The 22,628-nt window shown below is 43.0% G+C and carries 13 protein-coding genes and 1 pseudogene; 11 read left to right on the forward strand and 3 right to left on the reverse strand.

Annotated features, from left to right (window positions below; genetic code table 11):
• Positions 1–42 precede the first annotated feature (42 nt).
• Both uraA and upp read right to left on the reverse strand, forming a co-directional pair.
• Positions 43–1,335, reverse strand: coding sequence for a uracil permease (gene uraA, locus PSF27_RS10315; RefSeq protein WP_272681408.1), 1,293 nt, complete (start codon positions 1,333–1,335; stop codon positions 43–45).
• Positions 1,336–1,443: 108 nt separating this feature from the next.
• Positions 1,444–2,070 carry a uracil phosphoribosyltransferase gene (upp, locus tag PSF27_RS10320; protein ID WP_206086546.1) on the reverse strand — a complete coding sequence of 209 codons (627 nt, stop codon included), beginning with the start codon at positions 2,068–2,070 and terminating at the stop codon, positions 1,444–1,446.
• 358 nt (positions 2,071–2,428) lie between these two features.
• Here upp and purM point away from each other — a divergent pair, with 358 nt between their 5' ends.
• The 7 genes and pseudogenes from purM (at position 2,429) to PSF27_RS10355 (ending at position 12,189) form a co-directional block, all read left to right on the forward strand.
• Positions 2,429–3,469, forward strand: a complete 1,041-nt coding sequence (gene purM, locus PSF27_RS10325; RefSeq protein WP_206086540.1) for a phosphoribosylformylglycinamidine cyclo-ligase — start codon at positions 2,429–2,431, stop codon at positions 3,467–3,469.
• A complete protein-coding gene (gene purN / locus PSF27_RS10330) occupies positions 3,469–4,107 on the forward strand; it encodes a phosphoribosylglycinamide formyltransferase (protein ID WP_206086538.1) in 639 nt (212 codons plus the stop codon). The genes purM and purN overlap by 1 nt, the downstream gene beginning before the upstream one ends.
• Positions 4,108–4,352: 245 nt before the next feature.
• Positions 4,353–4,940, forward strand: coding sequence for a spermidine N1-acetyltransferase (gene speG / locus PSF27_RS10335; protein ID WP_206086537.1), 588 nt, complete (start codon positions 4,353–4,355; stop codon positions 4,938–4,940).
• A 54-nt stretch (positions 4,941–4,994) separates the two neighbouring features.
• Positions 4,995–7,064: a polyphosphate kinase 1 gene (gene ppk1 / locus PSF27_RS10340; RefSeq protein WP_206086530.1), complete on the forward strand. Its 2,070-nt coding sequence runs from the start codon at positions 4,995–4,997 to the stop codon at positions 7,062–7,064.
• 4 nt (positions 7,065–7,068) lie between these two features.
• Positions 7,069–8,598: an exopolyphosphatase gene (gene ppx / locus PSF27_RS10345; RefSeq protein ID WP_272681409.1), complete on the forward strand. Its 1,530-nt coding sequence runs from the start codon at positions 7,069–7,071 to the stop codon at positions 8,596–8,598.
• 365 nt (positions 8,599–8,963) lie between these two features.
• Positions 8,964–10,244: pseudogene (gene mgtE / locus PSF27_RS10350) on the forward strand (magnesium transporter); the annotation flags it as partial.
• Positions 10,245–10,833: 589 nt separating this feature from the next.
• Positions 10,834–12,189 (forward strand): MFS transporter, encoded by a 1,356-nt coding sequence (locus tag PSF27_RS10355; protein WP_206086508.1) that lies wholly within the window; start codon positions 10,834–10,836, stop codon positions 12,187–12,189.
• Between the two features lie 56 nt (positions 12,190–12,245).
• On the opposite strand, the gene PSF27_RS10360 is transcribed toward PSF27_RS10355, so the two are convergent.
• Positions 12,246–13,169 (reverse strand): hypothetical protein, encoded by a 924-nt coding sequence (locus tag PSF27_RS10360; RefSeq protein WP_272681410.1) that lies wholly within the window; start codon positions 13,167–13,169, stop codon positions 12,246–12,248.
• A gap of 605 nt (positions 13,170–13,774) precedes the next feature.
• On the opposite strand from PSF27_RS10360, the gene PSF27_RS10365 reads away from it, so the two are divergent.
• The 4 genes from PSF27_RS10365 to baeS are packed head-to-tail and all read left to right on the forward strand — an operon-like array spanning position 13,775 to position 22,626.
• Positions 13,775–15,025: an MdtA/MuxA family multidrug efflux RND transporter periplasmic adaptor subunit gene (locus tag PSF27_RS10365; protein ID WP_206086504.1), complete on the forward strand. Its 1,251-nt coding sequence runs from the start codon at positions 13,775–13,777 to the stop codon at positions 15,023–15,025.
• The gene (locus PSF27_RS10370; RefSeq protein WP_206086502.1) at positions 15,025–18,147 is read left to right on the forward strand and encodes an MdtB/MuxB family multidrug efflux RND transporter permease subunit; all 3,123 of its coding nucleotides are present in this window, start codon (positions 15,025–15,027) and stop codon (positions 18,145–18,147) included. Before PSF27_RS10365 ends, PSF27_RS10370 begins: the two co-directional genes overlap by 1 nt.
• On the forward strand, positions 18,147–21,248 hold the full coding sequence (gene mdtC / locus PSF27_RS10375; RefSeq protein WP_272573201.1) for a multidrug efflux RND transporter permease subunit MdtC: 3,102 nt from the start codon (positions 18,147–18,149) through the stop codon (positions 21,246–21,248). The genes PSF27_RS10370 and mdtC overlap by 1 nt, the downstream gene beginning before the upstream one ends.
• Positions 21,238–22,626 (forward strand): two-component system sensor histidine kinase BaeS, encoded by a 1,389-nt coding sequence (baeS, locus tag PSF27_RS10380; protein WP_272681411.1) that lies wholly within the window; start codon positions 21,238–21,240, stop codon positions 22,624–22,626. Before mdtC ends, baeS begins: the two co-directional genes overlap by 11 nt.
• Positions 22,627–22,628: the final 2 nt, after the last annotated feature.

Raw genomic sequence — 22,628 nt, forward strand, 5'->3', positions numbered from 1 at the left:
GCTTTAACCACAGCAGCAATTGTCATAAATTAAAAAATGCGATTACTTATCGTTATTTAGCTCTTTAATTTCACTGTTTACAAACTGTTTTTCAGGACGAACAAAGGTAATAAAACGGAACAGTAATGCCATAAAGATCCCGACAATAGTCGCTAATGCCATCCCTTTTAGTTCAGCTTGGCCAATGTGAATAACCGCGCCACTCACCCCGATAATCAAGATCACAGAGGTTAAAATTAAGTTTTGAGGTTTATTATAATCAACCTTCGAATCAATCAGAACGCGAATACCTGACGCACCAATAACTCCGTACAGTAATAATGAAACGCCCCCCATCACAGGTACAGGCACTAATTGGATTGCAGCGGCTAATTTACCAATGCAAGATAACAAAATAGCGATAATCGCTGCCCCACCGATGACCCAAGTACTGTAAACCTTGGTAATTGCCATCACACCGATATTTTCACCATACGTGGTGTTTGGCGTTGAACCAAAGAAACCAGATAACACGGTTGAAAAACCGTTAGCAAACATCGAGCGGTGTAAACCTGGGGATTTCATTAAATCCCGTTCAACGATATTGGCCGTAACCACTAAGTGGCCTACGTGTTCTGCGATAACGACTAACGCCGCAGGTAAAATAGTGAGGATAGCAAACCACTCAAAACGTGGAGTATAGAATGTTGGGATTGCAAACCAAGGCGCTTCAATCACTGGGGTAAAATCCACAATCCCCATAAAGTATGACAACGCATAACCCGTTAAAAAACCGATTAAAATAGGGATAATCGATAAGAAACCACGGAACATGACCGCACATAAAATAGTCACCGATAACGTGGTTAATGAAATGATTAAAGTGTTGGTATCAACCGCCGCGCCATCTTTTGGCAGTAAACCTGCCATACCTGCCGCCGTTTGGGCGAGTTCTAAGCCGATAACAGCAACAATTGCTCCCATCGCCGCTGGCGGGAACATCACATTGATCCAGCTCCTTCCTGCCACTTTGACGATTAACGCCACAAGGCAAAACAACACACCACAAATAATAAAACCACCCAATGCCAGTTCATAACCCAATGGCAATAAAATTAACACCGGTGAAATAAAGGCAAAACTTGACCCTAAATAAGCAGGGATCTGACCTTTACAGATAAACAAGTAGATTAATGTACCAATTCCGTTAAACAGCAAGATAGTTGCTGGGTTTACACCAAACAGAATAGGTACGACAACGGTTGCGCCAAACATCGCAAAAAGATGCTGAAAACTCAGTGGAATAGTTTGTAGTAATGGTGGTCTTTCTTCAACACCAATAGTGCGACGTGTCATTTGAGCTTATCCCCTTTTAGCTATGATTTATGCAAGTGGCCGAAGACTTGCAAACATTGATTTCATTTAATAAATCAAAAAAAAGCCGACTTCTCAGTCGGCTCATTTTTATTTAGTACCAAATATCTTATCGCCCGCATCACCGAGGCCTGGAACAATGTAACCTTCTTCATTGAGATGCTGGTCAATGGAAGCGGTATACAGCTCAACATCTGGGTGGACTTTTTCTAATGCTTTGATCCCTTCAGGTGCAGCAACTAAGACTAAAACCTTAATTGACTTACACCCTTCTTTTTTCAGTAAATCGATAGTCGCGATCATCGAACCGCCCGTTGCCAACATAGGGTCAACAACTAACGCCATACGCTCATTGATATCTGAAGTCAATTTTTGGAAATAAGGGACAGGCTGCAGTGTTTCTTCATCACGGTACACACCAACCACACTGATACGTGCGCTAGGAATGCTTTCCAATACACCATTCATCATACCAATACCTGCGCGGAGGATTGGGACTACAGTGATTTTCTTACCTTTAATTTGTTCTATTTCGACAGGACCACACCAACCATCAATAGTCACTTTTTCAGTTTCTAGGTCAGCGGTTGCTTCATAAGTCAGTAGGCTACCAACCTCTGAGGCCAGTTCACGAAAGCGTTTGGTGCTTATATCATGATCTCGCATCAGGCCAAGTTTATGTTTAACGAGAGGGTGTTTTACCTCAACGATTTTCATGGGTTTCTCCTACTATTTTAGACGCTGGCGGACAAAAAAATCGCGGGATTATAACTCTTTTAACCATGAATGCCACTAGATTACGTTTGATTTTGGTCAAAACAGCAACGATTAGGCAAACTTTTTTAAAATAGTATACCCCATATCGGTTAAGTTGCATGTTGATGATCTCCTGAATTTATTTTTTTGCCAATATTTAAATATTGGGCATATTTCACCTTGTGAACAGGCTCACTTTCTGCCATTTTCAGCCATAATAATTTTCATTCACAAAGCTATCGCAAACGTTTGCTTAGCCTGTTAGAATACTGCCCATGATGTTATTTTTCTCAAAAATGTAATTGCCTTGGGGGCCGTAGTGACTGATAAAACCTCTCTCAGCTATAAAGATGCCGGTGTCGATATTGATGCAGGTAACGCACTGGTTGAACGTATTAAAGGTGTCGTAAAAGAAACGCGTCGTCCCGAAGTGATGGGGGGTCTTGGTGGGTTCGGTGCATTATGTTCCCTGCCACAAAAATACCGCGAGCCCGTACTTGTTTCAGGTACCGACGGCGTTGGGACAAAATTACGTCTGGCAATGGATTTAAAACGCCATGATTCAATCGGGATTGACCTTGTTGCCATGTGCGTTAATGACCTTATCGTTCAAGGCGCTGAGCCATTATTCTTCCTTGATTACTACGCGACAGGTAAATTAGACGTTGATACCGCTGCCAGCGTCATCACGGGAATTGCCGATGGCTGTAAACAATCTGGCTGCGCATTAGTGGGTGGTGAAACCGCTGAAATGCCAGGAATGTACCATGGTGAAGACTATGACGTTGCAGGCTTTTGCGTCGGTGTGGTTGAGCGTTCTGAAATCATTGATGGCAGCAAAGTCAGCGCAGGTGATGCGCTAATCGCCCTCGCCTCAAGTGGCCCTCACTCAAACGGCTATTCATTAGTGCGTAAAATTTTAGAAGTCAGCAAAACGAACCCCGAAACTGAACAATTAGATGGCAAATCATTGGCTGACCATTTATTAGAACCTACACGTATTTATGTGAAAAACGTGTTAGAGCTGATTGCGAAGAATGACATTCATGCGATCGCACACATTACAGGCGGCGGTTTCTGGGAAAATATCCCACGCGTTCTACCGGATAATACCCAAGCGATTATTGATGGTAGTAGCTGGCAATGGCCTTCAGTTTTTAGTTGGCTACAAAACGCGGGTGATGTCAGTACCCATGAAATGTACCGCACCTTTAACTGCGGTGTTGGCATCATCATTGCCCTGCCACAAAGTGAAGTCAATACCGCATTAGCGTTATTAACATCACTAGGTGAAAACGCATGGCAAATTGGTTCAATCGGCCAATTACCTGCGGGTGAAGAGCAGGTTGTGATCCGCTAATGAAAAAAATCGTTGTCCTCATTTCTGGCAGTGGCAGTAACTTACAATCGATCATTGAAGGTTGCCAGTCAGGCACAATAAAGGGTCGCATTGTGGCCGTAGTGAGCAACCAAAACACGGCTTATGGACTAGTGCGGGCACAGCAGGCAGGGATCCCTGCCGCTTGCCTTGATGCAAAAGCGTATAGCAATCGCCAAGCCTATGATGCCGCTTTATTAGCGCTTATTGAACAATACCAACCAGACTTGGTAGTCTTAGCTGGGTTTATGCGTATTTTATCCCCTGATTTTGTCACTCATTTCACAGGGAAATTACTCAATATTCACCCTTCTTTATTGCCTAAATACCCTGGGCTACATACTCATCGTAAGGCTTTGGAAAATGGTGATAAAGAACATGGTACTTCCGTTCATTTTGTCACTGAGGAATTAGACGGTGGCCCTGTGATATTACAGGCTAAAGTTCCTATTTTCCCTGAAGATACCGAAGCAGACCTCATTGAACGAGTAAAAACGCAAGAACATACTATTTACCCTCTGGTTGTACAATGGTTTAGTGATAACCGCTTGACCATGGTTGAAGGTAAAGCCGTATTAGATGGTAAAGTGCTCCCTCAACAGGGTTATGCTAATGAGTAGTTTATTTTCTGTATAAATAACGATTCAAAGGGTGGAATTTCCACCCTTTTTGTTGCACTAAAATTGGCGAATATACAATCTGTCAATTGATTGTTTTTTCAGCGATTAACCACTTAGTTCTGTATAAAGTGAACTATTCTTCAACAAGGGGATGATCTCTCTGTGTTATGTCATTATTTTATCCCAAATAAGTGGTATCCTTATTTAAGCAAAAAATGTTTTTTCATAACCAATAGAGGTGTTTTATGACTACCGGGCAAGTTCATCCGTTTAGGTTGCGCCCACTTGAACGTGAAGATTTAGCTTTTATTCATCAACTTGATAACAACGCCAGTGTGATGCGCTACTGGTTTGAAGAGCCTTACGAGGCCTTTGTTGAGCTAAGTGATCTTTACGACAAACATATTCATGACCAATCCGAACGCCGTTTTATCGTGGAAAATGATAGCGAAAAAGTCGGGTTAGTTGAATTGGTTGAAATTGATTATGTTCACCGCCGTTCTGAGTTCCAAATTATCATTGCACCGCACCACCAAGGCCATGGCTATGCGAGCCGTGCAGCAAGGCTGGCAATGGACTATGCTTTCTCTGTATTAAATTTGTATAAGCTTTATCTCATTGTTGATAAAGAAAATGTCAAAGCGATCCACATTTATAATAAACTTGGCTTCCATACTGAAGGTGAATTGATTGATGAGTTTTTCGTGAATGGTCGCTACCATACGGCTATCCGTATGTGCGTTTTCCAACAGCAATATTTTGCAATGAAACAGCAATCAGAGAACCCTGAAAGCGTCATCGCACAAGATAAAGCAATTAAGCATCACATTTAGTTAACTGGCTGATACAATCGCCATTAAGTAACAAGCGTCTAATACGGAGTCAGAATGTCCCAAGAACGTCTCTATCATGAAAAAGAGCTAAGCTGGCTGTCTTTTAACGAGCGCGTTTTGCAAGAAGCCGCCGATAAGCGTAACCCGTTAATTGAGCGAATGCGTTTTTTGGGCATTTATTCCAATAACTTAGACGAGTTCTATAAAGTGCGCTTCGCCGACGTGAAGCGCCGTATTTTAATTAATGAAGAACGTGGCTCTGCCAGTGGCTCTCGCCATTTACTTAAGCGCATTCAAGCAAAAGTCGCCAAACAAGAACAAGAGTTTGACGTTTTGTATAATGATTTATTGCTTGAAATGGCCCGTAACCAAATCTTCCTGATTAATGAGCGACAGATTTCCCCACGCCAACAAATTTGGTTGCGCCAATATTTTCGCCAAAATCTGCGCCAACATATTACACCGATTTTAATCAACCCAGACACAGATTTAGTTGAATTTTTAAAAGATGACTATACCTATCTTGCGGTTGAGATAATTAATGGCAATGACATTCAATATGCACTGCTAGAAATTCCATCGGATAAAGTCCCGCGTTTTGTTAATCTCCCCCCTGAGATGCCAAAGCGTCGTAAATCCATGATTTTAATTGATAACATTCTTCGTTATACGTTAGACGAAATTTTCAAAGGCTTTTTCGATTACGACGAACTTAACGCGTATTCCATGAAAATGACTCGTGACGCCGAGTATGATATCGCTACCGAAATGGAGTCCAGCTTGCTGGAAATCATGTCATCGACGTTAAAACAGCGCTTAACCGCAGAGCCTGTGCGTTTTGTTTATCAACGGGATATGCCTGATGAAATGGTCGCCTTGTTGCGGGAAAAACTGGGATTATCCAACGATGACTCCGTCATTGCGGGTGGCCGTTATCATAACTTCAAAGACTTTATTAATTTCCCCAATGAAGGAAATAAAAATCTATTAAACAAACCATTGCCTCGCTTGCGCCACCGCTGGTTTGATAATTTCCGTAACGGTTTTGATGCCATTCGGGAACGCGATGTATTGCTGTATTACCCGTATTATACCTTTGAGCATACCTTGGAGTTATTGCGCCAAGCCTCATTCGACCCAAATGTGATATCCATTAAAATCAATATTTATCGTGTCGCAAAAGATTCACGCATCATCGATTCCGTGATCCACGCGGCACACAACGGCAAAAAAGTCACTGTGGTCGTTGAATTACAAGCACGTTTTGATGAAGCAGCGAACATCCATTGGGCTAAACGATTAACAGAAGCGGGTGTGCATGTTATTTTCTCCGCGCCAGGTCTGAAAATTCATGCCAAGTTATTTATCATCTCCCGTATGGAAGAAGGCCAAATTGTCCGTTATGCCCACATTGGGACTGGAAACTTTAACGAAAAAACGGCACGGTTGTATACCGACTATTCCTTACTAACGGCTAACGAGCAAATCACCAATGAAGTGCGCCGCGTATTTAGCTTTATTGAAAACCCATATCGCCCTGTCACCTTCGATAATTTGATGGTTTCACCACAAAATACACGGACAAAGTTAACTGCGTTAATTGACCAAGAAATTACCAACGCTCTGGAAGGTCTACCAAGTGGAATCACATTAAAAATTAATAACTTGGTTGATAAAGAACTGACTGATAAGCTCTATGACGCCTCTAATGCAGGGGTCAAGATTCGTTTATTAGTTCGTGGGATGTGTTCGCTAGTGGCTGGCCAAGCGGGTTACAGTGAAAACATTCAAGTCACCAGCATTGTTGACCGCTTTTTGGAGCATGACCGCGTCTATGTGTTTGCCAACGCAGGAGACGAAAAAGTCTTTATTTCTTCAGCTGATTGGATGACTCGAAATATTGACTACCGAATTGAAGTCGCGGTTCAATTAGTCGATCCCCTTTTAAAACAACGGGTTTTGGATATTCTGGAATTACAATTCAGTGATACTGTAAAAGCGCGTTATGTTGACAAAGATTTAAGTAATCATTATGTTCCCCGCGGCAACAAGCGAAAAATTCGTTCTCAGCTTGCCATTTATGAACATTTGAAATCACTTGAAACGCCAGATACCCGAGCTTGATACTATGCCAATAACAACATCATCAGCACCAAGACCCCAAGAAATTGCGGCCATTGACCTAGGTTCAAATAGCTTTCATATGGTGATTGCGCGCGTTGTCAATGGTGCGCTTCAAGTACTTACCCGCCTAAAAAAACGTGTTCACCTTGCTGATGGACTGAGCGATACCAATGAATTAAGTGAAGAAGCGATGGAACGCGGGCTTTCTTGTTTAGCACTATTCGCCGAACGCCTGCAAGGCTTTTCCCCCGATAACGTCTGCATTGTGGGCACCCATTCCTTACGTGTCGCCACCAATGTGAAAGATTTTTTGCAACGCGCAAAAGAGATCATTCCCTATCCTATTGAAATTATTTCAGGGCAAGAAGAAGCCCGTTTAATTTTTATGGGTGTCGAACATACCCAGCCAGAAAAAGGTCGTAAACTGGTTTTAGACATTGGTGGTGGTTCGACCGAAATTGTTATCGGTGAAAAATTTGAACCCTTATTGATTGAAAGCCGCCGAATGGGCTGTGTCAGCTTTGCAAAAAACTATTTTCACAATGAAACTATCACACCCGAATTTTTTAACCGTGCTTACCTTGCGGCTTGTTTAAAATTAGAAAGCACTGCCATTCTATTTAAAAAATACACATGGGATGTCGCAATGGGGGCGTCGGGGACCATTAAAGCAACACACGGGGTTTTAGTGGAACTTGGTTACAAAGACGGCATGATTACCCGTGAACGCCTTACTGAAATAAAAAATATGGCGTTGAAATATAAAACTTTTTCTTCTCTGGATATTCCTGGACTGTCCAATGAACGCAAACAGGTTTTTGTTCCTGGCTTAGCGATTTTACTGGCGGTTTTTGACTCATTAGAGATTAAAGAATTGCGATTATCGGATGGCGCACTGCGCGAAGGGGTTTTATATGAAATGGAGGGCCGTTTTCGCCACCAAGATATTCGCCAACGTACTGCTTTAAGCCTTGCTGAGCACTACAATATTGATAGAGAACAAGCAAAACGGGTGTTGAAAACCATGGAAGAACTTTATTACCAATGGGGTCAACAAAATCCTAAACAAATCAATCCACAATTAGAGTCTATTTTAATTTGGGCAGTGATGCTTCATGAAGTTGGATTAAGCATTAACCATAGTGGTATGCATCGCCACTCCGCTTATATTTTGCAAAATACCAATTTGCCTGGCTTTAACCAAGAACAACAACTGTTGTTAGCTACGCTAGTGAGAAATCATCGCCGAGCCATAAAATACGATGATATTCCTAAGTTTAACCTATTTAAACGCAAACAGTTTATGCCGTTAATTCAAATTTTGCGGCTCGCTATTTTATTAAATAATCAACGTCAATCCACCACCATTCCATCATCTTTGCGCATCGAAACAGACGATGGATATTGGACACTTTATTTACCTGCAGAATATCTTGAGCAAAATGCCTTGATGTTATTGGATTTAGAAAAAGAAAGTGCTTATTGGGAAGATGTTCCTGGTTGGTCATTAAGTATATGCGCGGAGAATAAATAACTTTCAGCCATTATTGTGGTGATTTCTTCTTGTTTTTTTCACGCTAAACGCGGAAATCACTGCCTGTTTGGTGCGACTATTTGATATATTATTCAAATGGGCGACAATAATGATAATAAATTTCGTCCGCTCACAGACGAATTAATAAAACGCGCTTCGGCGCGGCTATTGTTTTAAGGATTAAAATGTCACAATCTGCTTTCTCAAACGATGTGGGGCCAATAGTTAACCCGCACTCACAAAAGCTGGCACACATTCGCCAGCAGATCCTGACGCTTTTTTTAGATGACGAGGAATTCGTCCACGCACTTGTTGAAAATGATCAACACGTCAGTATTGATGACAAAGCAATTAGTGAAAAAATCAGTACTGTTAAAGAATTACTTCTCGATTTACACACCGCGGATATCGCCGATATTTTAGAAATGTTACCCTACGATGAACGTCTCGCTTTATGGCGTTTAGTCGATAATAACGAGCGCGGTGAAGTACTCGTCGAGGCCTCTGTCTCTGTATGGGACAGCCTGATTAAAGACATGTCGGATAGAGAACTGCTACGCGCGGTCGCTAGCTTACATGTGGATGAACAAGCCTACATTGCCGAACATCTTCCGCGCGACACCATGCGCCGCCTGTTAACCTATTTAGAACCAAGCCTACGCAGCCGTATTCGCGAAGTTTTACAATACGCAAAAGACAGTGTCGGCCAAATGATGGATTTCGAATTCGTCACCGTTCGTCCAAACGTAGCCTTAAAAACAGTACAACGTTACTTACGCCAACGCGGCAAAATTCCAGAAGCCACCGATAAAATTTTCGTAGTAGATAACAACAATTATCTGCAAGGGGAATTACCTCTAACCACCATTTTGACACAATCACCCGATAAAATCGTCGCCGACGTCATGAAAACGGATACGGTTACCTTCCTGCCTGATGAAAAAGGGGAAGATGCAGCGAGCGCGTTCGAACGGTATGACTTAATTTCTGCTGCCGTTGTGGACAGCAATGGCTTACTGATGGGTCGTCTGACGGTTGAAGACATCGTTGATAATATTAGCGAAGAAAATGATAACAGCATCCGTCGTATGGGGGGGTTAAGCCCTGAAGAAGACGTCTTTGCACCTGTAGGCCAAGCGGTTAAAACCCGTTGGACATGGCTGGCCATCAACTTGTGTACTGCTTTCGTTGCATCCCGTGTGATTGGTGTGTTTGAAGACACCATCTCTCAGCTGGTTGCTCTCGCCACTTTGATGCCTATTGTGGCTGGGATTGGCGGAAATACAGGGAACCAAACTATCACCATGATCGTGCGTGCGATCGCACTCCACCAGATCCAAAGTGGTAGCTTTTCCTTCTTAATGCTCAGGGAGCTGGGTGTCGCCTTTATCAACGGTATTGTCTGGGGCGGTATCATGGGGGTAGTCACCTATTTCCTCTATGGCGATCTTGCCATGGGTGCAGTGATGACGCTTGCAATGGTACTAAACCTATTGATGGCGGCAATAATGGGTGTGCTTATCCCACTTATTATGATCAAAATGGGGAAAGACCCTGCTATTGGCTCTAGCGTAATGATTACAGCTATCACCGATACTGGCGGCTTCTTTATTTTCCTCGGCCTCGCTACCCTATTCTTAGTATAATCTTTGTTCGTGCATGTTCAGCGAGAGCGTTGAGCATGCACGATTTATAAAACTCCGCCATTTCCAATAAAAACCACACAAACATTTCAAACTTAACGTAGAAAACTCATTGCATTGCAAAGTATTTACTATTTTATTAGCAAGTTCATCTATTTTATAGATTAAAATTACCATTCAAATAATTATATTTAGTGTTTATTTCATTACATTAAATAGTAAGAAATTATTAAATTAATCATAATTAACTAAATATATTACTATTTTAAATATACGATATTCTGCAAAATGCAGATTATTAACATCATATAAGGTTATTTAAAGCCGCATCAGATATTAAACCCTAACAAAGAAAACTAATAAGAATGTTATGCTTGTTTTTGGTGTTGCGGTTTACAGAATATAGAATTTCCTGCTATAAATAAGGCATGCAAAAAGATACTGTGTATTGAACTACGTTATACCCATCCAACGTTTTCGACCTCTTATCTGCACCCAATAAATATGATTGGCTCATTATTTTGAGTAAATGCTTGTTACCCTGAATTTATATCATCGTGAATATTTTCAGGTATTTTAGAAGGATAGTATTATGACATCGCAAACAACCAGCCAGCCCTCGGCACGACCGTTGGGCAAAGAAGATTATAAAACCTTAGGCTTGTCCTCTTTAGGCGGCACACTGGAATTTTATGATTTCGTTATTTTCGTCTTCTACGCGAAAATTATTTCTCAGCTCTTTTTCCCTGGGGATAATGAATTTCTCGCGCTAATGGCGACACTTGGCTTGTTTGCAGCGGGTTACCTTGCTCGCCCACTTGGCGGTATTATTATGGCTCACTTTGGTGACAAAATTGGCCGTAAAAAAATGTTCACCTTGAGTATTTTCTTGATGGCATTTCCAACATTCGTGATTGGTTTCTTGCCAACATTTGAAACCATTGGTGCCGCAGCGCCACTGTTATTATTGTTAATGCGCATCATGCAAGGTGCCGCTATCGGTGGTGAAATGCCAGGGGCATGGGTATTTATCGCGGAGCATACGCCAAAACAGCGTTACGGCTTAGGTGTTGGCACATTAACGTCAGGGATCACTGGTGGTATCTTATTAGGTTCCATCGTGGCTATCATTATCGAGCGCACTTACACGACTGCTGAAGTCCATGACTTCGCATGGCGTATTCCGTTTATCTTGGGCGGTATCTTTGGCTTTATCTCTGTGTATTTACGTCGTTTCTTGCAAGAAACACCTATTTTTAGGGAGTTAGCTGCGAAGAAAGCGTTATCTCAAGAATTACCTGTAAAAACGGTCATTAAATCCCATAAGCAAGCCTGTATGATCACTGCAGCGCTGACATGGTCATTATCAACGGCGATTGTTGTGACGATTTTGATGACACCTGATGTGGTTTTAAAAGGCATCTACAATATTGACCGTAATATTGCGTTACAAGCCAACTGTGCTGCCACATTAACCCTGACGTTAGGCTGTATTTTTTGGGGTTGGTTAGGGGATAAAACAGGTACTCGTACTTCTATGACCTTGTCATGGGGCGGATTAGCAGTCACCGCGATTTATTTCTATTCATCTTTATCAACGGATATTGCCGCCAACACCTTAATTTTTAACTATGGCTTGATGGGTTTCTTTGTCGGTGCGATTGCAACAACGCCAATTATCAGCACGCGTGCATTCCCACCTGAAATTCGTTATTCAGGTTTATCATTCGCTTATAACGTTGCCTACGCCATCTTTGGTGGTTTAACACCAATTTTAACAGGCGCATGGTTGCAACAATCTCACATGGCGCCTGCGTATTATGTGGCAGGCGTGTCATTGTTAGCCGTTGCCGTTGCCTTCATTCCTCTTTCTTGGAAGGGGTGGACGGTCAATAACAATAAAAATGATGAGCGTGTACCTGTCTTAAATTCCGAAGCAACAAATTAATAAAATATAAACTTAAATGGCCCCTCATATTCTTAATAAACAGGGGCCTCTTTATGCTAACTCCTCTGACCGTACAAAAGCTTGTCTAGTGGTCTTACTAAATTATGTTGATCTCGAGCGATAACTGTATCACCGTTATCAATACTACTCATTAGTGAAATAATTTTATCTAGATATACTCGAGTATCACCCTTACTTAATTCTTTATTATTATGATTGAATTCGCTTCTCATGATCAGACTATCTAGATAGCCCTGTCGTTGTTCGTAATCTTTATTTCTTGCAATAAATAATTCTGTATCTTGCGTATTTGCACCTTCATTTTTTATCTTCTCAGATAAGCCTTTCATCTCAGTCTTTAATTGCATGACCTCACTCAATAATGCCTCTAAATGATTATGGCCTTTATATGGTATATTAGATGTAAGTCCCTTCACTTCATTCTCAATATATATTATATCTGCAATCAATTGATCTGAAGCCATTTTCAGTTGCTCATTACTGTTAATTACCAATAATAAAAGCTCTTTCTCATATGGTTCCATTATAGATATTGGTGCATATCTGTTATTGATTATTTTTGTATAATCCTCAACTAATGACGTTTTATCATCTGAAAAATCAAAATATAAATCGTATTTAGTTCTTTCTTTATCGTATGCACAGCAAACTTGATTTCGAATTACCCTGATAAAATCTTTTGCATGAAGCAAGGTGAACTTAAAGTTATTTAAATTACCGTAATAGTCTTTTTTGATATCAAAAATCAAATCATAATAATCTGAGTTATTTTTATATTTAACATCCCCCTGTGTGTTTAACACTGAGATATCCACCAAATATCTATCTACACTTAACGCGTAAGATACTAGCTCATCTTCAAGAAGCTTAATATTTTCATCGAGATTTAATAACTTATTTTCTATTTCCATAAGTTTATTAATATAATTTTTTCTTTTCGAATCGACTGAATAGTTCATAAATTAAACCTTATTATTCGTTACCCATTAGCCTTCTTCCATCCAAAACAGAGACTACTATCAATGAATTACTAAAATATCAATGCCATAAATAGCATACCAAAACATCCATTACATAATTAATGGCTATATTATTATTTTAAGTAACCGTTTGAATTTGCATCTCTGTATTATCGGTAACATTTTTTTCAGTTATTTTCCATTTTAATAAGTTAGTTTTATACGTAAAACCTAACAATGGTACATATCGACCAGCACTTAAACTTTATGCGTTTTAAATCGCATAAACTAATTTTTTATTTATATAATTCTGAATAATTCATTTTTAAATGACGTTGAAATAACCATAACCGACGGAATATAAAAACAAAAAAACAGTACTCACCTCGGCTTGGAGATATTCCGAAATGTATCATCCTTCCTTTGCATCAAACCACTAGCTAGTGGTACGTACATAAATTGACACTTATTCATAATTCCTCCATTTTTCTTTGTGCCTATCAGGCTAAACTATTAATATGTGTAACTGACTCTTTTCAGTTAGTTTTTTGCCTCACAGCCAGACTAATTTTATCCACTCTTTTGAGTTAAGCGAATGACCAAAAATGAATAAGCAAAATCGCCGCAAATCTTTTACTCGCTCTGCTATTTTTGTTGCCATCATTGTGGCCGCTGGAGCGACTTGGTATTTTTACAATCAAGAAAAAACCGCAGATACGCCTAACTCAAGCGCGGTTGCCAAACCCAATTCACAACGCAGTGCAATGGGCCGCCCTCCTCGCGTTTTAGCACCAGTACAATTTGCTGTCGCTGAACAAAAAGTGGTTCCACGGTTTTTATCGGGCTTAGGAACGGTCCAAGCCGCTAATGTGGTGACAGTAACCAGCCGCGTTGAAGGGCAATTGATGAAGCTCTATTTTACTGAAGGGCAATACGTCAATGCAGGGGATTTGCTCGCACAAATCGACCCTCGCCCATTTGAGGTACAATTAGCCCAAGCTGAAGGCCAGCTCGCAAAAGACAAGGCAACACTCGCCAATGCTCAACTGGATTTAGCCCGTTACCAAAAATTAGCGGGTACAAAAGTCATTTCACAACAAGAACTGGATAACCAACGTGCATTAGTATTACAAGCTCAAGGCAGTATTAAAGTCGATCAAGCCGCTGTCGACAGTGCTAAGTTGCAATTAACTTACAGCAAAATCACAGCCCCTATTTCTGGACGTGTAGGTTTAAAACAAGTCGATGTGGGTAATTTTGTCTCGTCGGGAACATCAACACCGATTGTTGTGATCACCCAAACGCAGCCCGCAGATGTATTGTTTGCCTTACCTGAAGGGGATATCCCCGCAATCCAGCAAGCCCAAGCGAACAGTAAAAATGTCCTGATTGAAGCTTGGGATCGTAATAACATTGCCCTGATTGCTCGTGGCGAACTGCTCAGTACCGATAACCAAATTGATGCGGCAACAGGCACACTGAAAATTAAAGCACGCTTCACCAATGAGGAACAAAAATTGTTCCCGAACCAATTTGTGAATGTGAAGATGCAAGTCGAAACCCTACAAGATGCTGTAGTTATCCCCACCGCAGCCTTACAAATGGGTAATGAAGGCCATTATGTCTGGGTTCTCAGTGAGGATAACAAAGTGAGCAAGCATACCGTCACTGTAGGGATGCAAGATAGCCAACAGGTAGTGATTGAAAGTGGTTTAGCCGCCAACACAAAAGTGATTACAGACGGTGTAGATAAGCTCACCGATGGTACAACAGTTGAAGTCGTTACCCCTGAAAGCTTAGCGAAAAAAGACAAAGAACCCCGTAAAGGTCAACCGACTCGTGCGGAGAAAGCATAATGCGGCCTGAAATGTTAAAAGGTGGCGGCCCATCTCGCCTATTTATCTTGCGCCCAGTTGCAACAACCTTATTCATGGTGGCTATATTACTGGCAGGGATTATTGGCTATCGCTTCTTACCCGTTTCCGCTTTACCTGAGGTCGATTACCCCACCATTCAGGTCGTGACGCTGTATCCTGGCGCAAGTCCTGATGTCATGACCTCCGCAGTTACAGCCCCTCTAGAAACCCAATTCGGGCAGATGTCAGGCTTAAAACAGATGTCATCCCAGAGCTCAGGTGGCGCGTCTGTGATCACTTTGATGTTCCAGCTTTCATTGCCGTTAGAGGTTGCTGAACAAGAAGTACAAGCCGCGATTAATTCCGCCAGCAGTCTACTGCCATCGGATTTACCTTACCCCCCCATCTATAACAAAGTGAATCCTGCAGACCCGCCTGTTTTAACGTTAGCGGTGACATCCGATGCCATGCCGTTGACACAAGTACAAGATATTATTGAAACGCGGATCGCACAAAAAATCTCCCAAGTTAATGGTGTGGGTTTAGTGACACTCGCTGGCGGTCAACGCCCTGCTGTGCGGGTGAATCTTAACCCTCAAGCGATGGCAGCCAAAGGGCTGGACAGCGAAACCATTCGTGTCGCGATTAATAATGCCAACGTCAATTCTGCTAAAGGGAGTTTTGACGGCCCAACTCGCGCGGTGACCCTTTCCGCCAATGACCAAATGAAATCCCTCGATGATTACCGTAAGTTAATTGTTGCATTCCAAAATGGTGCACCTGTTCGCCTTGGCGACATTGCAACCGTCAAAGAAGGTGCTGAAAATGCATATCTCGGGGCATGGGCAAACAACGAACAAGCGATCGTGATTAACGTTCAGCGCCAACCTGGTGCGAACGTAATTGAAACCACGGATACTATTCGTACATTATTACCTGAACTTATTGAGAGCCTCCCTAAATCCGTTAATGTCGATATTTTAACGGACAGAACCAGTACCATCCGCGCTTCAGTCAATGATGTGCAATTTGAGTTGATGTTAGCCATCGCGCTGGTTGTCATGGTCATTTATCTCTTTTTACGCAACGGGATTGCCACGTTAATTCCAGGTATCGCAGTGCCACTTTCCCTGGTTGGCACCTTTGCGGTGATGTATTTTTGCGGATTCTCCGTGAATAACCTAACATTAATGGCGCTAACCATCGCTACAGGCTTTGTCGTGGACGATGCCATTGTCGTGATCGAAAATATCTCCCGCTATTTAGAACAAGGGGATAAACCGCTGGTTGCGGCATTAAAAGGCGCGGGGGAAATTGGTTTTACCATCATATCCCTAACCTTCTCTCTTGTTGCTGTGTTAATTCCGCTGTTATTTATGGGGGATATTGTTGGCCGCTTATTCCGTGAATTTGCCATTACCCTTGCTGTTGCCATTTTGATTTCAGCGGTGGTATCCCTCACGCTAACCCCAATGATGTGTGCGCGGTTATTAAAACCAGAGTCGCAGCATAAACATAACCGTTTTGAGTTAGCATGTGAGCGATTCTTTGACCGCATGGTGGCAGGTTATGCCATTTGGCTGAAGCGAATTTTAAACCACCAGTGGCTCACGCTGTCCGTTGCGCTTGGTACTATGGTACTCACCGTCTTGTTATATATGTGGATCCCAAAAGGCTTCTTCCCATTACAAGACAGCGGCATTATTCAAGGCTCCATTGAAAGTCGGCAATCCATTTCGTTTTCTGCGATGGCACAAAAGCAGCAAGAAGTCGCGAACAAGCTCCTCGCCGACCCTGCCGTTGATAACGTCACCACCTACGTCGGCGTCGATGGCACAAACGCAACACTGAATAATGCGCGCCTTCAGATTACCTTAAAACCCCTTGATGAGCGTGAAGATCGCGTCGTTGCTATTATTGCTCGTCTGCAACAATCCGTAGATAACATTGCGGGAGTGAATTTATACCTACAACCAATGCAAGATTTAACCATTGATACGCAAGTGGCTCGTACTCAATATCAATTCACCTTGCAAGCAAGTACTCTTGATGAGTTATCGACTTGGGTGCCTAAGTTGATGAGTGAGTTAGAACAGCAACCTGAGTTAACGGATGTGAGTAGTGATTGGCAAAATAAAGGGTTAGTCGCTTATGTGAATGTTAACCGCGATACAGCAAGCCGTTTTGGCATTACCATGTCATCCATCGATAACGCGCTGTACAATGCCTTTGGTCAGCGCATGATTTCAACCATTTATACCCAATCGAATCAATATCGCGTCATTTTAGAGCATGATACGCAAACCCGCGATGGTATGGATGCCCTGAACGATATTCGCTTAAAAGGTACCGATGGCGCCATAGTGCCACTCAGTACCTTAGTGAACATTCAAGAAGGCTATGGCCCATTGGCGATTAATCACCTTGATCAATTCCCTGCTGTGACATTCTCATTTAATGTGGCCGATGGCGCATCCTTAGAATCCGCAGTCAATGCGGTTAAGCACGCGGAATCACAAATTTCGATGCCAAAATCCATTACTACGCAATTCCAAGGCGCGACGTTAGCCTTTGAAGCTGCATTAAGCAGCACCATTTGGCTAATCGCAGCCGCGATTGTGGCGATGTACATCGTGCTAGGTATTTTATATGAGAGCTTTATTCACCCCATTACCATTCTTTCGACCTTACCCACGGCGGGCGTAGGTGCACTGCTCGCCTTAATGATGGCAGGAAAAGACCTCGATGTTATCGCGGTAATAGGGATTATCTTATTGATTGGTATCGTGAAAAAGAACGCCATCATGATGATTGACTTTGCTCTAGCCGCAGAGCGAGAACAAGGCATGTCACCGTATGATGCCATCTATCAAGCTTGTTTATTACGTTTTCGCCCAATATTGATGACAACAATGGCTGCATTGCTAGGTGCATTGCCGTTAATGCTCAGTACGGGTGTAGGTGCCGAGTTGCGCCAACCGCTGGGGATTTGTATGGTAGGGGGCTTGATTATGAGCCAGATATTAACGTTATTCACGACCCCTGTGATTTATTTGTTATTTGACCGTTTGTCACATTACCTAAAAGCACGCCGTCAAATAAATAAGGCGCAGGTATCGTAATGAAACGCTTTTTCGCCCTGTTTATTAGCCGCCCCGTTGCCACCACACTGATTAGTGTAGCGATCACCTTGTGCGGTGCATTAAGTTTTCTCTTTTTACCTGTCGCGCCGCTTCCCCAAGTGGACTACCCTGTGATTAACGTGACAGCGTCACTTCCTGGCGCATCTCCTGAAACCATGGCATCTTCCGTTGCAACGCCTTTAGAGCGTTCATTAGGCAGCATAGCAGGGATCAGCGAGATGACTTCAAGCAGCGCACTGGGTCGCACCACAATCACCCTCGAATTTAATCTTGATAAAGATATCAATAACGCGGCGCGGGAAGTCCAAGCCGCCATTAATGCCGCCCAAACCCTGCTGCCTAGCGGTATGCCCAGTCGCCCACGCTACTACAAATCGAATCCATCCGATGCGCCAATCATGATTTTAACCATGACATCGCAGACCTTAGGAACAGGGGAAATTTATGATATCGCCTCGACACGCCTTGCCCAACGTATTGCACAAATTGAAGGCGTTAGTGAGGTTTCTGTAGGCGGTGGTTCACTTCCCGCAGTACGTGTGGAATTAAACCCAACAGCGTTATTCAACCAAGGCGTATCCCTTGATGCCGTGCGCTCAGCCATCAGTAGTGCTAACGTGCGCCAACCCCAAGGCTACATTAACGATGACGAAAAACGGTATCAGGTACAAACCAACGATGAGTTAAAAAAAGCGGCAGATTACCGGCCAATTATTGTGCACTATAAGGCAGGCAATGCAGTTAAGCTCAGTGACGTTGCCAATGTCAAAGATTCTATTGAGAATGTCCGTGCAGCTGGAATGGCAGATGGCAAGCCCGCCATCTTGATTGTGATCCGCCGTGAGGCGGGTGCCAATATTATTGAAACCGTCAATCGTATACGGGCTGAAATCCCTGAATTTAGGGACATGATCCCTGCCGCCATTGACCTCAAAGTCGCACAAGATAGAACGCCGACCATTCGCGCTTCCCTTGCAGAAGTGGAACGTGCCCTGTTAATCGCCGTCGCATTGGTTATTTTGGTGGTACTGCTATTCTTACGTTCTGGACGTGCTACCTTAATTCCCGCTATTGCCGTACCTGTTTCGCTAATTGGTACTTTTACTGCCATGTATTTATGTGGCTTTAGTCTTAACAACTTATCATTGATGGCATTGACCGTTGCTACGGGCTTTGTGGTCGATGATGCAATTGTGGTTTTGGAGAATATTTCCCGTCATATTGAAAATGGCATGAAGCCCTTTATGGCTGCAGTCAAAGGGGTGCATGAAGTCGGCTTTACTGTCGTCTCCATGAGTATATCCTTGGTTGCAGTGTTTATCCCTCTCCTCTTGATGGATGGGCTGGTTGGGCGGCTTTTCCGTGAATTTGCCATTACCCTTGCAACCGCAATTGGGATTTCATTAATTGTTTCCCTCACTCTGACCCCCATGATGTGCGCCTATTTGCTTAAAAAGCGGGGAAAAAATAGTAAAGCCAAACACCGTGGCTTTGGTCGTATCTTACTGTGGGTTCAAGAACGCTATGGTATTGCACTAAACTGGGTGTTAAACCACCGCCGTAGCGTATTAGCGATTTTGTTTGCCACTATTGGGCTTAATGTTTATTTATATATTACTGTTCCTAAAGCCTTTTTCCCTGAACAAGATACTGGTCGAGTATTGGGCTTTGTCCGTGCTGACCAAAGTATTTCGTTCCAATCAATGAAAGAAAAAATGACCCGCTTTATGGAGCAGGTGAAAGAAGACCCCGCTATCGATAATGTAACGGGGTTTACGGGTGGCAGCCGCGTTAACAGTGGTTTTATGTATATCTCCCTGAAACCCCTTGGGGAGCGCACTGAAAATTCAGCGACCGTTATTAACCGTTTACGCACCAAGCTTGCCAATGAGCCAGGGGCAAACTTATTTATGATGCCAGTGCAAGATATCCGTGTCGGCGGTCGCCAAGCAAATGCCAGCTACCAATTTACCTTGCTTGCTGATGAACTTAATGCGCTAAGAGATTGGGAGCCCGCCATCCGTAAAGCATTAGGTGAGCTTCCACAATTAACGGATGTGAACTCTGATAAAGAAGACAAAGGCGCAGAAATGGCCATCACCTATGACAGAGACCTAATGGCACAATTAGGAATAGATGTACGTGAAGCCAACAGTTTACTGAATAACGCCTTTGGTCAGCGTCAAGTTTCAACAATTTATGAAGCCATGAACCAATATAAAGTGGTGATGGAAGTCGCGCCTGAATATACCCAAGATGTAAGCGCCCTTGATAACATGTTTGTAATTAACAAAACAGGGCAAGCAATCCCCCTTTCCTATTTTGCTCGCTGGCAACCTGCCAACGCGCCACTTAGTGTGAATCACCAAGGGTTATCAGCCGCATCCACGATCGGTTTTAACGTGGCGGATGGCTATACGCTAAATGATGCAATGGTGGAAATTGAAAAAACAATGACAGCTCTTGGAGTGCCTTCTACTGTACGGGGGACTTTTGCAGGCACCGCGCAGGTTTTCCAAGAAACCTTGAAATCACAGCTATTTTTAATTTTAGCAGCTATCGTCACAGTCTATTTAGTGCTCGGTATTTTGTATGAAAGCTACATTCACCCACTGACAATTTTGTCCACCCTACCGTCTGCAGGGGTCGGTGCATTATTAGCCTTAGAATTATTTGATACGCCATTTAGTTTAATCGCCTTAATTGGCATTATGTTGCTCATTGGCATCGTGAAGAAAAACGCCATCATCATGGTGGACTTTGCTATTCAAGCACAACGAACTGCGGGTTTAACGGCTCGAGAAGCCATTTTTCGCGCCAGTTTATTGCGCTTTCGCCCCATTTTGATGACCACACTAGCAGCGATTTTCGGTGCTTTACCCTTAGTTTTAGGCAGTGGTGATGGTGCAGAATTACGCCAACCGCTGGGGATCACCATCGTTGGCGGTTTAATCATGAGCCAGCTGCTCACACTATTCACCACGCCAGTGGTCTATTTAAGCTTTGATAGCTTGAGGCAACGTTGGGCAAGCAAAAAGGCAGCGTCACGCCTTAAAACGGAGAAACACCATGAAGCTTAGGTTTAACAGTGTGAGTACCCGCTTGTTTCTGGCTATCTTCGCCACCTGCTTGCTGCTTGTGGTGATCATGCACCAAGGCGTACGCATGAGTTTTCAACACGGCTTTGTTGATTATATTAAAGAAAATGATCAACAGCGGGTGGAACAAGTCTCTGCCGCCCTTGCGGAGCAATATCAAGAAATGGGCAATTGGCGCTTTTTATTAGGTGATGAGCGGACTTTTTTCCGCATTTTGCGCGCTGTTGAGCACCAACAACATCGAGGCCCGATGCGCCAGCGATGGAGAACAATATTTTGGGTTTATGACACGCAAGATAGACTAATTTTTGGTAAGGACACCCCGCTGCCAAGCAAAGTAATCCGAGAGCCAATTATCACCGATGATGGCAACACCGTTGGTTGGCTTGTTGCCAGCTATGAAGATGGTATTAGCAGCGCGCTTGACCGTCGCTTTGACAGCAAACAACTGTATACTAGTTGGGTGATCGCAGGGCTTTCCCTGTTTGTGGCACTGATAGCCACTATTTTTCTGGCTCGGAGTTTTTTAAAACCCATCAAACGGTTACTCGAAGGCACGAATCAGTTAGCACGTGGTGACTTTACCACCCGTGTACCTGAAGAAGGCCGCGACGAACTTGGTCAATTAGCGAAAGATTTCAACCACCTCGCCTCTACCCTTGAAAAAAATGAGCAAATGCGCCGTGATTATATGGCAGATATTTCTCACGAGTTACGCACGCCGTTATCCGTTTTACGCGGTGAATTAGAGGCGGTACAAGATGGCGTGCGCCAAGCAACACCCGAAACAATTAATTCCCTACTCAATGAAACTCACACGCTAATCAAATTGGTAAATGATTTACATCAACTATCGCTTTCTGACCGTGGTTCACTGATCTATCGCAAACACCCCATTGATATTATTCCCTTATTGGATATGGTCATCGGGCAATCTCGCTGGCGTATTGAAGACCAACAATTAACCGTTTCACGCCACTTTAGTGAACAAGCCACTGTATTTGCTGACCCAGACCGTATTAACCAATTATTCTATAATTTGATGGAAAATAGCCTTCGCTATACTGATTCAGGTGGGAAAATTGCCATTGATGTCACAGAGCAACACCATCAGCTGTCTATTGTTTGGCAAGATAGCGCCCCAGGTCTGAGCGCGCTGCAGTGCCAACATATTTTCGAGCGATTTTACCGTGCTGAAGGCTCTCGTAACCGCGCCAGTGGCGGCTCTGGTTTAGGGTTAGCCATTTGCTATAATATTGTTGAAGCGCATAATGGTTCTATCACCGCAGAGCCTTCATCCCTCGGCGGTGTCAAAATTACCATCACTTTACCGCTACAATTTCAGGAAAAAGGGATTTAACC

It is taken from the genome of Providencia sp. PROV129 (genome assembly GCF_028482245.1).
GTDB lineage: Bacteria > Pseudomonadota > Gammaproteobacteria > Enterobacterales > Enterobacteriaceae > Providencia > Providencia vermicola.

What these genes read in the sequence shown, in the direction of transcription:
- mdtC (WP_272573201.1), top strand. Translation starts at nt 18,147, where the DNA reads ATGAAACGCTTTTTCGCCCTGTTTATTAGCCGCCCCGTTGCCACCACA.
- PSF27_RS10370 (WP_206086502.1), top strand. Translation starts at nt 15,025, where the DNA reads ATGCGGCCTGAAATGTTAAAAGGTGGCGGCCCATCTCGCCTATTTATC.
- ppk1 (WP_206086530.1), top strand. Translation starts at nt 4,995, where the DNA reads ATGTCCCAAGAACGTCTCTATCATGAAAAAGAGCTAAGCTGGCTGTCT.
- uraA (WP_272681408.1), bottom strand. Translation starts at nt 1,335, where the DNA reads ATGACACGTCGCACTATTGGTGTTGAAGAAAGACCACCATTACTACAA.
- purN (WP_206086538.1), top strand. Translation starts at nt 3,469, where the DNA reads ATGAAAAAAATCGTTGTCCTCATTTCTGGCAGTGGCAGTAACTTACAA.
- speG (WP_206086537.1), top strand. Translation starts at nt 4,353, where the DNA reads ATGACTACCGGGCAAGTTCATCCGTTTAGGTTGCGCCCACTTGAACGT.
- PSF27_RS10360 (WP_272681410.1), bottom strand. Translation starts at nt 13,169, where the DNA reads ATGAACTATTCAGTCGATTCGAAAAGAAAAAATTATATTAATAAACTT.
- upp (WP_206086546.1), bottom strand. Translation starts at nt 2,070, where the DNA reads ATGAAAATCGTTGAGGTAAAACACCCTCTCGTTAAACATAAACTTGGC.
- PSF27_RS10365 (WP_206086504.1), top strand. Translation starts at nt 13,775, where the DNA reads ATGAATAAGCAAAATCGCCGCAAATCTTTTACTCGCTCTGCTATTTTT.
- PSF27_RS10355 (WP_206086508.1), top strand. Translation starts at nt 10,834, where the DNA reads ATGACATCGCAAACAACCAGCCAGCCCTCGGCACGACCGTTGGGCAAA.
- baeS (WP_272681411.1), top strand. Translation starts at nt 21,238, where the DNA reads ATGAAGCTTAGGTTTAACAGTGTGAGTACCCGCTTGTTTCTGGCTATC.
- ppx (WP_272681409.1), top strand. Translation starts at nt 7,069, where the DNA reads ATGCCAATAACAACATCATCAGCACCAAGACCCCAAGAAATTGCGGCC.